Below are 15,041 nucleotides of genomic sequence, written 5' to 3' on the forward strand. Positions count from 1 at the left end.
CCGGCATCGCCGGCAAGTGCATGGACGTCAACGGCGCCGCCACCGCTGACGGAACCGCCGTCCAGACGTGGGGATGCAGCGACAGCGCCAACCAGTTCTGGTCCGCCTACACCGACGGCACCCTGCGCTCCATGGGCAAGTGCCTCGACGTCGCCGGGGCGGGCACGGCCAACGGGACCAAGGTGCAGCTCTGGTCCTGCCACGGCGGCGCCAACCAGGTCTGGCAGCCCTACAACGGCGGCTACCGCAACCCCGCCTCCGGCCGCTGCCTCGACATTCCGGGTGCCTCCACCGCCGACGGCACGCAACTCCACCTGTGGGACTGCCACGGCGGTTCCAACCAGAAGTGGACCACCCTCGCCGCCGGATGACCCTCACTCCCGGGAGGCCCGGCTGGTGCGTGAGCACCGGCCGGGTCTACGGGTCGGGGGTGGTGGTTGTACGACGACTGCGCGATCACGGGCTGAAGACGCACCGCCGACGGTGACACTCTCACGGTCCACCTGGCCACCGGCCGCCACTACCGCCTGGCCCTCAGCCCCGCCGCCTGACCTCGCTCGGCACACCACGGGCCGGGCCCCGGCATCGCAACTGCCGGGGCCCGGCCCTCGTGCCGCCGCTCACCCCGTAGGAGGGATCTGCCCATGACCGCATCCACGGCGATCCGGCGCGCCTACCGTGAGGTGACGACCCGCCGGGAGGACCAGATGAGCGCGCAGCCCGACCACGCACCCGTCACCACCTACGCCCCCGCGCCCGGGGCGCCGGCCGAACTCCTCGCCCAGCTGCGCGCCGACCGGCGTGCCGACACCTGGGTGCCGGCCTTCGAGCGGGAGTGGGCGGCCGCGCTCGAGGAATCACGGCGCACGTTCTCCCTCGCGCCGCTGTACGCGGTCGTCCGGGAGCGGCAGGGCCGTCTCGCCTCCGCCCCGGCCGTCGACGCGTTCGTCGCCTCCGGCTACGACGACAGCGAGTTCATCGACACGGCGGAGCTCCGCGGGCGGCGCCGGTGACCGCACATCTGTACGCGGTCCGCTTCTCCGCCCCGGCCGCGAAGGTCCTCGCCACCCTGCCCGAGCACGTCGAAGGGCACTGTCCCGTTGGCTGACTGGTGGGATGATCTTCTGGTTGATCAGGCGGGGAGGGGTCGTCGGTGGGGAGCTCGTCGCCGTCGTACAAGGGCCACCGGTACCCGGTCGAGGTGATCTCCCACTGCGTGTGGCTGTACTTCCGCTTCCCTTGTCGTTGCGCGAGGTCGAGGAGCTCATGCTGGAGCGCGGGATCGTCGTCTCCTACGAGACGGTGCGCCGCTGGTGCGCCAAGTTCGGGCAGACCTACGCAGGCGCGCTGCGCCGCCGGCAGCCCCGGCCTGGGGACAAGTGGCACCTGGACGAAGTCTTCATCAAGATCAACGGCGTGCAGCGGTACCTGTGGCGGGCCGTCGACCAGGACGGCAACGTCCTGGGGACATCCTCGTGCAGAACCGCCGGGAGAAGGCGGCGGCCAGGCGCTTCTTCCGCAGACTATTGAAGAGGACCGGTGCGGTGCCGCGGGTGATCGTCACCGACAAGCTCCGCTCCTACGGCGCCGCCCACCGCGAGGTCATGCCCTGCGTCGAGCACCGGCAGTCGAAGTACCTGAACAACCGGGCGGAGAACAGCCACCGGCCCACCAGGCAGCGCGAACGGGCGATGAAAGGCTTCCGCTCGGTGGACGGAGCCCAGCGGTTCCTCTCCGCGTTCAGCGGCATCTCACCCCACTTCCGGCCCCGCCGCCACCTGATGCCCGCACACGACTACCGCGCCGAGATGACCGTCCGCTTCGCAATCTGGGAGCAGATCACCGGCGTCGCCAGCCTCGCCACCGCAGCCTGAGCACAGCCCGGAACCGGACTCCACCAGGCCACGACACACCATCAGACACCTACCCACCCAACAACGTGACAGCGCCATGCGCCCTGCTTACGTCGGGCAGCTGATCCTTCATCAGGGCCGTCGTGAAAGCCTCGGACACATCGTCAAGTACCTCCTGATTCTGGCCGTCGCCAACGTCCTCGAAACCGACCATGGCCACGTCCTGGCCTCCGGGCATGCGGGTCAGCTTGGGCGGCGGTGGACGCGGCTGGAAGGCAATCACCAGAGTGGTGCAGGCTACGAGGACACCTGCCAGAGCGAGGACAGACAACCAGCCAGTCAGGCGGGACATGGTGGGCCGGTCTTTGAATGCCTTCCTGACGGCAAGGATCCCGCCGATCAGGACCGCCAACAGTAGGACAGCCGCCGCCACAGGGCCGGACGTGATGCCGAGCAGTTGCAGGAGCGGATCGAGGATCGCTGAGAGCAACGCGGCTGCGATCGCCAGTAAACCCAAGCCCCACGGCAAATGCCCAGAATCGCTGTCCGGCATCTCGGGAGCTTCCAGTGACTCGTCGGCGGGGCCCTCGTCCGGGGCGCCCGGCTCAGGGCCGTCCAGCATGATCTCCCTTCAGCATAAGGTTCGCATCCGGACTTTCGCACACTGTCCATGCCCTGGAAGCGCGCCTCCCCGTAGCTCGCCCTGACAGGTCGTCCAGTCCCCACGATCGGGTTAGCGTCGCGCGCCTCGGGATGCGGCTGAAACAACGGCGCTACCGCGCCATGTGTCGGGACGCGATCGGCCGCCCGCCCCCCGGAGTCAGTCGCGAGCGGGGCGGGTCGGTGGACCGTTCCCTTGAGCACGGAGGACCCGATGGTTGCCCCGATCCCGCCGTCTCTGTCGCCGGAGCACCTGGAGTACCTCCACCAGCTCGCGGACGCGTCCCGGCTGTGCACGGCGTTGTTCACGTCGCCGACGCCGCCGCCAGTCCGGCGCCGTTCACGGCAGTTTCCCGGTGGCCGGCCGAATCCGTGGCGGCTCGCGCGCCTGCGCCGCCGCCGGAAGGTGAGTGCAGGACATCCCGGCATCCGGTGCGCGCACCCGATATCGGCGGTGCGCTGCATCACCCGCCGCGCGGCGGGCGATGCAGTTCATGGTGCGCACCGTGTGCGCACCGACGATGTTGTGCACGCGCCACCTGGCGCGGTGCGCACCAAGATGGCGCGCGTTGGCCGCGGCAGCCACCCGGACGATCTTCGAGTGTCAGCGGACGTGAACGTTCCTGGCCTCCTGCACAATCCCCTCATGGAGCCGCTGCCTGTTCCGTGCCCCGCCCACCTCATCCCCGTCGCCAGTGGCACCGGGGCCTTTCACAAGGCATACAGGCAGGCCATGGCGCACAGCGCCGTGTTCATCGCCATCGAATCCGAGGGTCCACGGTGGACCGTGAAGGCAGACACCCTCACCGCCGGGTCTGGGCACGTTGTCGACGACACCGTGAACGACGCCATCCGGGCCGCGATCGTCCGCCTGGTCCACAACCGTGAGGCCGGGACGGACGCCTACACGGGACCGGTTTACTTCATGATGCACGACGTGCCGAGCGAGGAACGAGCCCGCGAACTCGCGGCCGCGCTCCACGCTGCCCTGTACGGAGACCTGGAACCTCTCAACAGCGCCGTCCCTCCCACCTCCTGACCCGAACAACAGAGGCCGCACACACAACCGCGAGCCTGCCGAAGAGGAACACAACTCAGCGCCGATTCCGCAATCAGCGAGTGACTCGCCTGCCAGTCACCCCGTGTGCGGCAGGCGGGCAGTGGACGCCACTGGCCGTCGTCATCATCTTGAGGCGGCGTCGGCGGACAGAGGCCGAAGCCGGAACGACGAGAAGCTGACCGTCGTCATCGTGCTGGCCTTCGGCGTGCTGATCGCTCCTACGGCGTTCGGCCAGGGAATCCTCGACGTCGTCGTCCAGTCAGGTCGCTGAACCCTTGCGGCCGGGCTGCTGCATGTGGTCGTGGTCACGGACGAACCGTTTGGACTAGGGATGGTCAAGGGCCAAAACGGACACCGTGGCCCGGATGAACAGGTCGCGGACAAGGGGTGCTTTCTCACGGTGGCTTCGACCCGTACGCCTGGCGCGTGTGGGCCGGACCTGTCACCGATTCCGGCCGCGTGCGGCCGGAGAGATCGAGGACGCGATGACTGCCGCACTCACCCCGCACACTCCGCCGGCCCCTGGCGGACACCGCTGCGACGGCGAGCCCCGCAGTGAGCCCTGTGGCGAGCCCCGCTCCCAGCCCCGAGCCGCCTTCTGACCGTTGTCGCTGATCAGCCCCCCCGATTCGCCCGCCCCGGCTGCTTGCAACTCCTCTTCTCCCCGTACTGATGTACCTGGAGAAGCGTCCCCGGTCCGCAAGGCCGCGGGGACGAAGGCCGGCGCGGAGATCCGCGGTGAGGTCCTGCTCACCCTCGCCCAGTTGCGCCTTGCCACACCCCGCCAGCTCAAGGCGCTGCTGCTGCCCCGCCAGCAGGCCACCGACCACGTCCGTCGCGCGCTGCGCGACCTGCTGGACGAATCCCCGGCTCTGGTCGGCCGGACCCAACGGGCCCAGCAGAGCGACTGGTACTGCACTCCGGCGGGCCTCGCAGAAGCCGCGGCTTCCGGTGAGCTCTCGCCGACGGCCGGCCGGACCACCGGGAAGCGCATCGCCACCAGCAAGACGGGCCCGCGTGAGCACGGCCTCGCCCTTGTCGACACCGTCGTCGCCGGTGCTGGCGTTTCTGGAGTTCATCGTGAAGAGCGTGCAGTTCTCCAACGGGATCAGTCCGTAGTACGGAGCCGCACCACTGCCGCCCATGTTGGTGAAGAAGACTCGGTAGAGCTGCGGGAGTTCCACGTCTTGCTCGGCCTGAAAGGCATCTGCCTGGCCTTTGGTGAGGCGGGGGCCGAGACGAAATTCGTGCCGCTCCTCCCCAAAGGAGTGACTTCGGTTGGGCGCGTAGGGGATGCGTGCCAGCTTGCGTCGCAACCGCGGGATGCGGGAGTCCATGCGAGCTCTTCTCTCGTGTCGCCCGCAATCTATCGCACGGCACCAGAGCTCATCTTGCGAGCAGGACTCGCTTCCTCAGCAGCTGGAAGCCGGCCCGGCCGCACATCTGGCGCTTGAGCATCTTGATCCGGTTGACGTGCCCTTCGACGACGCCAGAACTCCACGGCAGAGTGAGGCCGGCGATGACGGCGTCGCGGTCGCGGTCGATGCCCGCGGCGTGGGTGTGGAGGCTGGGCAGGTCGTCCTGCCGGACGGCGTCGAGCCAGTCGGGCAGGCGCTCGCCCTGGCGCTCGGTGAGCATGGTCGCGAAGGAGCGTACGTGCCCGGTGAGGGCGTCGAGTTCGGAGCAGTGCGTCCGGACAGCCTTGAGCTGGAGTTGCTCGGTCTCGGTGAGGGTGTCCGGACGGCGGAGGATCCATGTGGCGACGGTCCGGGGCGAGGGCGGCCGGCCGGTCACCTGCTGCGGTGAGGTGCGCTTGTCGTGCAGGTAGGCGCGAACGCGCTGGTAGCTGCCCTTGTAGCCGAGTGGCACGATCTCCTCCCACAGCTTCCAGGCGTTGGTGCAGCCCTCGCTCCAGCGGTCGTCGAGGTAGGGCTTGTAGTCGTCGAGGACGGAGGGCCGGTTCTGCCACTGACCGGTGAACAGCTCTTCCGGCGTCGTGGCGTCGGCGAACTGCTTGACGGTGCGGTAGGTCATCCCGAGCTGCCGCTGGACCGAGCGCCGGCTGTGTCCCGCCGTCAGCAGTGCGTGGACGGCATGCCGGGCCCGGGTCCGGTCGGCGAACCGGTGCCCGCGCGGCCAAGGAGAACCGGCCGAGTCCGCGGCTGGAACGTCTTGTCCACCCGCCGCCGCACGATGTGGCGGCTGTTTGCCCTCGGCCGGCCCGGCCTCGAACAGCCCCTCCTGATCGCGCATACCGGGATCATCCCGTACGAGTGATCACCAGCCAACACGGGTGCCGCGGGAGCGGATTTCGCTACGTAGCTGAGCTGAGGACTCAGGTCCGCCAAGAGGCCGCTTACCGAAGGCCGCGGAGAATCTGGGAATCGCGTCACCACGGCTCATCCCCAATCGCCACGGCGAACACGTCTCACAGGCCGGAGGCCGAGGTCACCGTCACGCTGTCGTAGGAGGAGAACCAGGCCCCGCCGGTCAGGGCGCGCTCACCCCCTCTTCGGGCGGGCCGTACGTGAAGCTACTTGAGCCACGACCGCACCCGCCGCTACGGCTCATTGAGGCGCTTGAAGCACAGACCCTCCAGCCCAGCCGCGGTCGGAGGGGCCGCCGAGGCGGCCGCCCGCCCGGTTTCGATGCCCAGGCCTACAAGCAGCGCAACACCGTCGAGCGGTGCATCAACCGCCTCAAGCAGTGGCGCGGCGTGGCCACGCGAACGGACAAGCTCGCCATCGCCTACCAGGCCGCACTCCACCTCGCCGCCATCCTCATAAGGACCCGACGATGACCAAAGAGACAGAAGCTAGGTGACTGACGCAACCAGGGCGCGAGGCACTGCGTCGATCACTGACGGAACTGCTGACGCACGTTGATGAAGGAGTGCATGATGTTACACACGAGCGGCCCTCTCACCTCTGCGATGAGCCGGCGCACGCTGCTTGTGGCCGGTACGGCCACCGCCACGGCCCTGCTCACGGGCGTGCCCGCCCGCGCCTCGGACGGTGTCACCGGTCTTCGCGGGCTGGAGGAGCAGTACGGGGCCCGGCTGGGGGTGTACGCCCTCAATGTCCGTACAGGGGAGACGATCCGGCACCGTGCCGACACGCTGTTCCCGATCTGTTCGCTGTTCAAGACACTCGCCGCCGCCGCGGTGCTGCGCGACCTGGACCGCGACGGCGAGGTGCTGGCCCGCCGGATCCACTACACGGCGGCCGACCTGGTCGAAAACTCGGACGTGACAAAGGAACACCTGGCCACGGGCATGACGATCGCCGAGCTGTGCGACGCCACGATCCGCCACAGTGACAACACCGCGGGCAATCTGCTCCTGCGCGAACTGGGCGGCCCCACGGCGATCACCCGGTTCGCCCGTTCCCTCGGTGACCCGGTGACCCGGCTGGACCGATGGGAGACGGAGCTGAACTCGGGCGAGCCGTGGCGGATCACGGACACCACGAGCCCGCGCGCGATCGGCCGCACCTACGCCCGGCTCGTCCTCGGCGACACGCTCAGCCGGCCCGACCGCGCGCTGCTCACGCACTGGCTGCTGCACAACGAGACCAGCAACACCCGTCTGCGCGCGGGGCTGCCGTCCTCGTGGGCCGTCGCGGACAAGACGGGTGGTGGTTCCTACGGCACCAACAACAACGTGGGTATCGCCTGGACCGAGGACGGCACCCCGCTGGTCCTCTCCATCATGTCCCGCAAGTTCGACCAAGGCGCCGCGACGGAGAACAAACTGATCGCGGACACCGCGCACCTCTTGGCCGACGCCCTGCGTTAGCACCACTTCCCACACGTCTACGCACGACACGGGGTGTCGACCGGCTCGGCTTTCGTTCCAGGTGCGAAGAGGGATATCCGGCAGACGCCCTGCCTCACCGGATCGTCCCGGAAGACGAGCGCATCGCACTCGACATTGCGCGCGATGACCCTGCTCTTGTCGCAACCGTGCCCCGGGCCACCGCCAGGAGGGACAGTCCGAACTCGCCCGGCTCCGACGAAGCGTCAGGGCCGGGCCCGCAGCCCGTCTCAACCACATACGCGCGAGGGCGACAGCCATCTCAGCCACAGAGGACATCGTCGCGCCGTTGCCCCGGACAACATGCAGCAGTACGCCCTAGGAAGAGGAATGGTTGCCTGCTGGCCGGCGAAGGGACTTGAGTCTCCCGTAGGGGGAGGCTCAAAGGTGGGGTCATGGACGGCGACACGCTCTACTCGATCGGCGAACTTGCTCGACGGACCGGTCTCACGGTCAAGACCATTCGGTTCTACTCCGATCGCGGAATCGTGGCGCCGACGGACCGCAGCCCGGCCGGCTACCGCCTCTACAGCATCGACGCCGTCGCACGCCTGGACCTCGTGCGGACCCTGCGCGAGCTGGGACTGGACCTTCCCACGATCCGCAAGGTCGTGGACCGTGAGTTCTCGCTTCCCGAGGTCGCCGCGGCGCACGCCGAAGCACTGGCAGTGCAGATCCGCGTCCTGCGCCTGCGGCGCGCGGTGCTGATGGCGGTGGCCGAGCGCGGATCCACACCTGAGGAGACGGAACTCATGCACCGGCTGGCCCAGCTTTCCGAGGACGAGCGCCGAGGTCTGATCGGGGATTTCCTCGACGCCGTCTTCGGTTTTGACGCCGCCCCCGCATTCGTGGGGGTCATGCGCTCGATGACCCCCGAGTTGCCCGACAACCCGGAGGCAGAGCAGGTCCAGGCGTGGGTGGAGTTGGCCGAAATGTCCCTGGATCCGGGTTTCCGCGACGTCGTGCGGCGGATGGCCGAGGACCAGGCAGCCGAGCAGACCCGAAGCGGCATGATGGGCCCGCGACGCGACATTGCCGCAGTCGTCCGTGGCCAGGTCGGCCCGGCCCTGGCCGCCGACATCGACCCGGCCTCGCCCCAGGCCGATCCGATCGTCGCGGCGTTCACGGCGCACTGCGCGCACATCCTCGGCCGCCCCGACGACGTTGAGCTTCGCCGCCGGCTGGCGACTAGGCTGGAGAGCGTGAGTGACCCCCACAGGGAGCGGTACCTCCAGCTGCTCGCAGTGGTCAACGGCTGGCCGGCCCCGGAGAGTCTCGCTCCAGTGTTCGATTGCTCCGTCCAGGCTCTGCGCGTCCGGACACGGCAATGACGGGGCGGTCGCAAGGCGGCATGGGGCGGACGCGGCTGGCGTCGGGTGAAAACGCCGCCGCATATGATCGGTTGATGAGTGCCCCGGTCGTACTTCAGGTGGCCGCGTCGCCGGTCTCTCGTGCTCTGGTTCTTCGCCCCTGGCGCATGGGCGACGTTGCCGCATTGGTCGAGGTGAGCCGGGATCCCGTGCTGCGCCAGTGGGCGAACTCCGTCGTGGACAACGATGCCGACGGGGCACGCTGGGTGCAGGCTCAGCAGCAGGGCTGGGCAGCGGGGGACCGGTTCGGCTTCGCCGTCTTTGAGGCACAACCCGGTTCAGTTCGCGAACAGTTGGTGGGCAACGTGGTCCTCAAGGAAGTCACCTCCGGCAAACCGGCGGCCGAAGTGGGCTACTGGACCGCGGCGCACGCTCGCGGGCGGGGAGTGGCCTCCCGCGCTCTGGAGGCCCTCACCAGCTGGGCCTTCGACACCTTCGAAGCCGACGGGCTGGAGCGTCTCGAACTCCTGCACCAGGTGGACAACCTGGCATCGTGCCGGGTTGCACAGAAGAGCCGCTACGACTTCGACACCATCCTGCCCGCGGCACCGCCCTCCTTCCCCCGCGATGGCCACCTGCACATACGGCGCCCGAGTGCCTGAGATCCTCCCGACTTCTGCGGATCGGCTGAGGCTGCTCACGCCGAGAGGTCTCGGGGCGTTCGACGAGGTGGCCGCGTTCGAAGCGGGCCCCGGCACGGACCAGAGCAACGAGGTGGGGTGCGTTCACAGCCCGCCAGCGGGCCTGGGCTGACTCGACCAGCTTGAAAACCATCGCCAGCCCGGCGGCCCGGCTGCCGGCACCCTTCGTCACCTTGGTCCGCAGCCGCGCGGTGGCGAACGTCGATTCGATGGGATTCGTGGTCCGCAGATGGACCCAGTGCTCGGCGGGGAAGTCGTAGAACGCCAGCAGCTCGTCCTCATCGTCCACGATCTTCTTGACCGCCTTGGGGTACTTCGCGTTGTACTGCTTGGCGAATATGGCGACGGCTTTGCGGGCCTGTTCCTTGTTCTCGGCGTTGTAGATGTCCTGGATGGCCCGCTTGGCCGCGGGCTGGGCCGACTTCGGCAGCCCCGCCGGAGCTGCCCGACCTCAAGCACACCACCAGGGTAGACCGACCGCACGCTGTCGCCGCTAGCCCCGACCATGACTCCGACCACGGCGGGTCAGCGGGGCGTGGCCGCTGCCCGCAGCGCTACGTGTCGGGCTCCTGGCGCAGGTCCAGGAAGCAGCGCAGCCGTACACCGGGCTCGCCGGGCTCCCGAGTCGTACGGTCCGTCGGCGCGATGGCGCATCGCGCGGCGAGCAGCTCCTATACCGCGAAGGCGGTCTCGTCATCGGCGGCCGCGACCTCCACTACGGCCAGGCCCGGCGCTGCTACATGTGCCTCGTTGATCTGCCTCATGCCTGGCACTACGCGCGGGTGCCCACAGAGGTTCTCTCGCGTGGGCGTCTTCACCCGACCGCGTACGCCGCCGGGCGCGCGGCTAGACGGCGCACAGGCCGACCCGGTCACCGGGGCAGGTCAGCGCGGACGGGTCGGGTTCCGTGATCGGTGGGGGAGTGGTCATCGTGGTTCCTGTTCCGGGTGACGTTTGCCGTCACCTCGCTCGCAGGATATCGGCCCGACTGGCACTGGTGTTCGAGATGTGCATGTGCCCCGATGGTGGTGCTCAGCAGAGCCGTGTCTGAGTCCAACAGCAGCGGCTTGCCGTGAACTTCCGCAGCGAGCGGCACCCATGCAGGGGCGCAGCTGTTTGTAAGCACTTCTTTGGGTGCCAGCGCACCAGCGTTTCGGGGCTCCACTGACGTACCAAGCTGATCTGGCGCCACCGACCGCACTCCTCGCACAGGCCGGCCGACCGCTGGAGCCCGCAGTCCTCGCACGGCAGGGCCCGGCGCACCGCCTCTGCGTCGGCCGCGGCCTGGCGCTCGCGCTCCGCCCGTTCCTGGGCAGCCGCACGGGCCGCATCACGGCGGGCCTGCTCCGCGCGGGCCTGCTCCCGCCGCCACACGAAGTCCTCCGTCACGATGGCCGCCTGCTCCCGCAGCCGCTCCTCGAGCACCCGGCGGTGCTCGCCCTCGCTCAGGCCAGGCAGCTCCCGGTCGACCTCCGCCGTGATCATCGCCCGCCGAGCCCGCCGAATGTGCACCACGTTTCCGCAGTTTCTCGTACTCAGCCCCCGTGTCCGGCCGGATCCCGTCATCGCACCGGCGGTCCGAGCACGCCTGACGCCGCACCAGGCCACGCCGTGCCGAACTCGTCCGACGGCTGCGGCTTCACTCGTACGTAGGCGCCGACGCCGTAACTTCGTGGGAGCACAGGGCACGACCAGCTCAGCCGTGGGTGTCAAACAGTGCGCACCCGAGCAGGCGAGTCACAGACCAGCCTCAATAGCAGCGGGACTCCTGCCCGAGGCATCGTTGCCGAGGCGGCGAGCAGCGCGGTCGCCGGCATCCTCCCCTGGTCCGACGCGGGTATTCGTGGACGCACTGCTCGTTCTCCGCCGGGTGGGCAGCCGGGAGCCGCTGAACGCCACGCTGGTGCAGCGCATGCGACTGTCAGCGCCGAGAGCTCAGCACGTTCGTCGAACAAGCGCCTCCCCGCATGCGGAGCATGCGGCAGTCGGCTACACGGGTCGCTGGCAGGTGGCAGATTTCCCACCAGGCCTATGGCAGCTCTGTGGCAGCGTTGATGTGCACGGGGCAGGCCACGGGCTCGTAACGCGGCGAGTTGCTCCGGCTTGGAATGGCTTCCACCGACCACTGCAAGCCGCGGTATATGTGGATGCTGACGGCATGCGGCTGTGAGCCGAGGCTCTGGCGGAAGTCCGCCACGACGTGGTCGGCGCCTCCTTTCACCGACTTGAGGACGTGGGCAGGCAGCCGTCGGACGACGCTCTCGACCGCGCAGTAACTGCAGGCGTTCGGCACTCGCCGTCGCACGGTGCGCAGTCGGGGCGAGAGCCCCGAGCCCTGGGCGATCAGCCCGATGGGTCCTTGGCTGGCGGCAAGGATCGTCAACTCGCGGAGGCGACGCGCCCGCAGCACCCGTGCGACCTCGCGTGCCAAGCGCGCTTCGCTCTGCCTCAGGACCACATACCTCGACCGCAGACGCCAGTCCTCGGGAAACAACTGGCTGATGGCCAGGCCAAGGAATAGCAACGCAAAAGGGATTCCCGTGATGAGAAAAGCACCGAGCATGCCGCCCCTCCCCTCCCAGAGCTCTCCAGTATCACGACTACCGCGCCGAGATGACCGTCCGCTTCGCAATCTGGCAGCAGATCACCGGCGTCGCCAGCCTCGCCACCGCAGCCTGAGCACAGCCCGGAACCGGGCTCCACCAGGCCACGACACACCATCAGACACCTACCCACCCAACAACGTGACAGTGCTCGGCAGAGGGCTCACACCGCGGGCCTGGCCGCTGCGCGGGTCGATCGCGGGATGCACCTCCAGGGTGCGCACTGGGTCCACCTGGCGGATCCGGAGCCACGGCAGAGGAGGGCACTGCTCCGTAAGCGGTGGTGTTGAGGACCCAGCGGCGGCGAGTTTCCACAGCTCCCTCCACTCAGCCCTCCTGGCTTTCCACCAGGCCGCACCCTCATGGCTGCGCCCTGGGGGCGCCGCAGCGGTCCAGGAGAGCAGGACTGACACCAGACTCCAAAGGCTCTCGAAGTCCTTGGGGACGCTTCTGCCTTTGACCCAGTCGGATACCGTCGAAGCGGTCAGCTGCTGGGCGGCGTCTGGAGCCTGTTTTTTTCACCTCCCGCAACGCTGCTGCCCGTGAGCGTCCTAGCCGTCGGCAGGAGTGGAGGACACTCATGGATCCCTTGCTGCTCGGAGCGCTGGTCGTCGTCGCCGTCACGGCAGTCGTGTCGGCAGCAGCCGTCCTCGTGAACCGCCTCACGATGAACGGCACACGGTCCGAGCACCGGGCGCGGGTGCTCAGTGGGGCCGCGGAAGTCATCCGGGCCGTCCGAGGGCGTAAATGACCATTTCCGGGGTCCTTATGTGCCCCGACGGTCCCACGACCTACCCGCGCCCGCGCCAAGCCCTTCACTCGCCACGAGGGCGACCTGGCCGCTTCACCGCGAACCGTTGCCACGCGCCCAGCCACGCCGCTCCGAACCACCGTGGCCAGCCCGCCACACCATCAAGTTCCTGGCCCTGTCCCTTGGCCAGTGTCCCCGCCGTCGTGCCGCGGCCCGCCACAAATTTCTCAATGTCATGAGCGAACGCATTGACCTCCGCCTCCAGCCGCTTAAGGTCGGCCAAACGCTGGTACAACGCCGTCCGCAGGCGCTCGGCCTCTGCCTGGTCGGCGGTCAGCACCTGGGCGCGTCTCTCCAGCCGTGACAGAGCTTGCCTCTCGGCCATCCGAGCACGCGCTGCCCAGCCCTGCACCCCCATGGTGAGCGTGTCGATCACTAGTCTCACCCAACTCCTGAGCTCTTCACGAGCGGCCTCGCGTTCCGCCACGGTCAGCTCCTTGATCCCGCCGAACACCACGTCCGAAGCGGCTTTGAGCCGGTACCCGGCACCGGTGAAGAGCGCCATGACCCGGTGTCGCGTCGCGTGGTCGAGCGCCAAGAGCTCCGCGTCGAGGGCAAGGGGCTCCAGCGCGGCTGCCTCCGGGATGAGTTCAGCGATCGTCCGGCGCTCTGCCGCCGCAGTGTTGGCCAGGACGGTCAGGGCCCTGGTCGTTGCCTCGGCATACCCGGCCTCGACGTACTGCAGCACGCTCTTCTTGGTCCGCAGCGCCGCGATGCCCGCCAGCAACTCTCGCTCTAGCGAGCTGACGGTCTGCGTCAGGGTCCAGCAGGAGCGGGCGACAGCGGTTCCCAGTTGCTGCCGGGCTCGCACGATCCGCTGTGCCTCTTGTTCACGGTTGGTGTCAGCGGCGGAGAGCTCCATTCGCAGAGCCGCCTCGTCGTACGCCTGCCTGTGCGCCTCCTGTAGGCGAGGGCCGAACTCGACGGCGGTGTTCCAGCGGTCGCGCCACATCCGGACGCCCCATTCTCCTTCGAACTCCTCGCGCAGACGACGGCACAGATCGCCGGGACCGGCGCGCATCTCCTCCGGGACCGAAGCCGCCAAGGCCAGAAAAACGGTCACCGGTTCGCCAGGAAGTGGGACCCCCACCACGTCCTCAAGCAGGTGGCCGAGCTGAGCACGGAGCTCGGTGGCCCGTTCGATAGCCGTGGCTTCCCGCTGGGGACGGGAGCCAAAGTCCCGCTCGGGCCCGGTCGAGTAGTCCTCGGCGCTCATCAGCCGTCGGATCTCGCGGTCCCACCACGTGAAGGCGAACGTCACCCGGTCGTAGTCACGCGGCACCTGGACGAACCGACGAAGCGCCTCCAATGCCGCGTTGTTCGTGTAGGAGTCGGGACGGCGGGCGTCCAGTAGCACGACGATCGCATCGGGCCTGCGCCTGACGAGCTCCGCGTACGAGTCGGCGTGCAGCGGTACGGGCGAACACAGTCCAGCGGTGTCCAGAAAGTTGAGGTGGCGCAGAGCGGGGTGTGAAATCTCGCAGCTGGCCTTGTGCAGTAGAGGCGCCAGACCTGGATCGGTGAGGTGACGTGCGAACTCTCCCGGCTCCTCGAGGGCGAGCACCACCGGCTCCCGGCGCTGGAGTGTGAGCTCGAACGTCCGAGCTGGCAGTGGCTGGTCTGCACGGTTCGCGAGCTCTTGTTCCAGCTCGGTCAGGAGGCCCGGCGCCAGCACCGGCGTACGATCACCACCTGTGAGTTCATGGACCTCCCGCACGCCAAAGGCGTCCGGCGAGCGGAGCCAGGTGGCGAGGACCTCGGCATTGCTCCGGGTACGGTGTTCCGTCTCCAGCGGCAGTGCGATGCGGACCTTGGTGCGGAAACGCAACACGCCCCTCGGCTCGGGGCCGAAGCGGAACTCAGTGGGGACGGCAGTGGTCGGCGTCTTGGCGACGGGGAGCCAGTCCAGGCCAAGCAGTCGAACCATCAGACTGGTCTTGCCGGAGGAGTAGGCCCCAAGCAGCATTACCTGCGGTGTCTGCTCGGCCCATAGATCGATGACTTCGGAGAGGTCGGATTGCAACGGGCTTATATCCGAGCCGCCGCCCTCCACCGCGATTGCCAGTCGGTGTCCCCGCTGCAACAGGTCGAGAGAGGCACTGCGGAGCCGATCCGGTACCAACCGTGCAGCGGGCCTTAGAGGTCCTAACAAAGGCGTTGGACGTGGCGGTGGGTGATCAGACATGTGGCGAGGCCGAGGAACGCTTCGTGGATGTCGTCGCGTCTCTC

The 15,041-nt window shown here is 68.5% G+C and carries 14 protein-coding genes and 5 pseudogenes; 12 read left to right on the forward strand and 7 right to left on the reverse strand.

Going from position 1 to position 15,041, the window contains the following annotated elements:
* The 3 genes and pseudogenes from ACZ4YY_RS37210 to ACZ4YY_RS37220 all read left to right on the forward strand — a co-directional run.
* A partial coding sequence (locus ACZ4YY_RS37210) for a ricin-type beta-trefoil lectin domain protein (protein ID WP_468299802.1) occupies positions 1-371 on the forward strand: 371 nt, incomplete at its 5' end.
* A 336-nt stretch (positions 372-707) separates the two neighbouring features.
* Complete coding sequence (locus tag ACZ4YY_RS37215; protein WP_468299824.1) at positions 708-1,013, forward strand: DUF6247 family protein; 306 nt, start codon at positions 708-710, stop codon at positions 1,011-1,013.
* Positions 1,014-1,153: 140 nt separating this feature from the next.
* Positions 1,154-1,874, forward strand: a pseudogene (locus ACZ4YY_RS37220) (IS6 family transposase).
* 49 nt (positions 1,875-1,923) lie between these two features.
* Here the strand turns inward: ACZ4YY_RS37220 and ACZ4YY_RS37225 are convergent.
* Positions 1,924-2,475: a hypothetical protein gene (locus tag ACZ4YY_RS37225; RefSeq protein WP_468299804.1), complete on the reverse strand. Its 552-nt coding sequence runs from the start codon at positions 2,473-2,475 to the stop codon at positions 1,924-1,926.
* Positions 2,476-2,727: 252 nt separating this feature from the next.
* Here ACZ4YY_RS37225 and ACZ4YY_RS37230 point away from each other — a divergent pair, with 252 nt between their 5' ends.
* The 3 genes from ACZ4YY_RS37230 to ACZ4YY_RS37240 all read left to right on the forward strand — a co-directional run bounded on the left by ACZ4YY_RS37230 (position 2,728) and on the right by ACZ4YY_RS37240 (position 5,027).
* A complete protein-coding gene (locus ACZ4YY_RS37230; RefSeq protein ID WP_468299806.1) occupies positions 2,728-3,552 on the forward strand; it encodes a hypothetical protein in 825 nt (274 codons plus the stop codon).
* 121 nt (positions 3,553-3,673) lie between these two features.
* Entirely contained in the window at positions 3,674-3,844 is a 171-nt protein-coding gene (locus tag ACZ4YY_RS37235) for a hypothetical protein (protein ID WP_468299828.1), read from the forward strand.
* Positions 3,845-4,337: 493 nt separating this feature from the next.
* Positions 4,338-5,027, forward strand: coding sequence for a replication-relaxation family protein (locus tag ACZ4YY_RS37240; RefSeq protein ID WP_468299808.1), 690 nt, complete (start codon positions 4,338-4,340; stop codon positions 5,025-5,027).
* Here the strand turns inward: ACZ4YY_RS37240 and ACZ4YY_RS37245 are convergent.
* Positions 4,960-5,607 (reverse strand): ISL3 family transposase, encoded by a 648-nt coding sequence (locus ACZ4YY_RS37245; protein ID WP_468299826.1) that lies wholly within the window; start codon positions 5,605-5,607, stop codon positions 4,960-4,962. The two genes, ACZ4YY_RS37240 and ACZ4YY_RS37245, sit on opposite strands and share 68 nt — an antisense overlap.
* Before the next feature lie 580 nt (positions 5,608-6,187).
* Here ACZ4YY_RS37245 and ACZ4YY_RS37250 point away from each other — a divergent pair.
* The 4 genes and pseudogenes from ACZ4YY_RS37250 to ACZ4YY_RS37265 form a co-directional block, all read left to right on the forward strand.
* Positions 6,188-6,373, forward strand: a pseudogene (locus ACZ4YY_RS37250) (IS5/IS1182 family transposase); the annotation flags it as partial.
* 132 nt (positions 6,374-6,505) lie between these two features.
* Entirely contained in the window at positions 6,506-7,369 is an 864-nt protein-coding gene (gene bla / locus ACZ4YY_RS37255) for a class A beta-lactamase (protein WP_468299810.1), read from the forward strand.
* A 413-nt stretch (positions 7,370-7,782) separates the two neighbouring features.
* A complete protein-coding gene (locus ACZ4YY_RS37260; RefSeq protein ID WP_468299812.1) occupies positions 7,783-8,718 on the forward strand; it encodes a MerR family transcriptional regulator in 936 nt (311 codons plus the stop codon).
* 74 nt (positions 8,719-8,792) lie between these two features.
* Positions 8,793-9,359, forward strand: a complete 567-nt coding sequence (locus ACZ4YY_RS37265; protein ID WP_468299814.1) for a GNAT family N-acetyltransferase — start codon at positions 8,793-8,795, stop codon at positions 9,357-9,359.
* Positions 9,360-9,411: 52 nt separating this feature from the next.
* Here ACZ4YY_RS37265 and ACZ4YY_RS37270 read toward each other — a convergent pair.
* The 4 genes and pseudogenes from ACZ4YY_RS37270 to ACZ4YY_RS37285 form a co-directional block, all read right to left on the reverse strand.
* A pseudogene (locus ACZ4YY_RS37270) lies at positions 9,412-9,834 on the reverse strand (transposase); the annotation flags it as partial.
* A 118-nt stretch (positions 9,835-9,952) separates the two neighbouring features.
* A pseudogene (locus tag ACZ4YY_RS37275) lies at positions 9,953-10,162 on the reverse strand (DUF6207 family protein).
* 268 nt (positions 10,163-10,430) lie between these two features.
* Positions 10,431-10,913, reverse strand: coding sequence for a hypothetical protein (locus ACZ4YY_RS37280; protein WP_468299816.1), 483 nt, complete (start codon positions 10,911-10,913; stop codon positions 10,431-10,433).
* Between the two features lie 514 nt (positions 10,914-11,427).
* Complete coding sequence (locus ACZ4YY_RS37285) at positions 11,428-11,961, reverse strand: hypothetical protein (protein WP_468299818.1); 534 nt, start codon at positions 11,959-11,961, stop codon at positions 11,428-11,430.
* 32 nt (positions 11,962-11,993) lie between these two features.
* On the opposite strand from ACZ4YY_RS37285, the pseudogene ACZ4YY_RS37290 reads away from it, so the two are divergent.
* Together ACZ4YY_RS37290 and ACZ4YY_RS37295 are read left to right on the forward strand one after the other, a co-directional pair.
* A pseudogene (locus tag ACZ4YY_RS37290) lies at positions 11,994-12,077 on the forward strand (IS6 family transposase); the annotation flags it as partial.
* A 504-nt stretch (positions 12,078-12,581) separates the two neighbouring features.
* Positions 12,582-12,752, forward strand: coding sequence for a hypothetical protein (locus ACZ4YY_RS37295; protein ID WP_468299820.1), 171 nt, complete (start codon positions 12,582-12,584; stop codon positions 12,750-12,752).
* Between the two features lie 64 nt (positions 12,753-12,816).
* Here ACZ4YY_RS37295 and ACZ4YY_RS37300 read toward each other — a convergent pair whose 3' ends face one another.
* Positions 12,817-14,835, reverse strand: a complete 2,019-nt coding sequence (locus ACZ4YY_RS37300) for a dynamin family protein (RefSeq protein ID WP_468299822.1) — start codon at positions 14,833-14,835, stop codon at positions 12,817-12,819.
* Between the last annotated feature and the right edge of the window lie 206 nt (positions 14,836-15,041).

The sequence above is a fragment of the Streptomyces sp. NPDC030143 genome, from assembly GCF_055573695.1.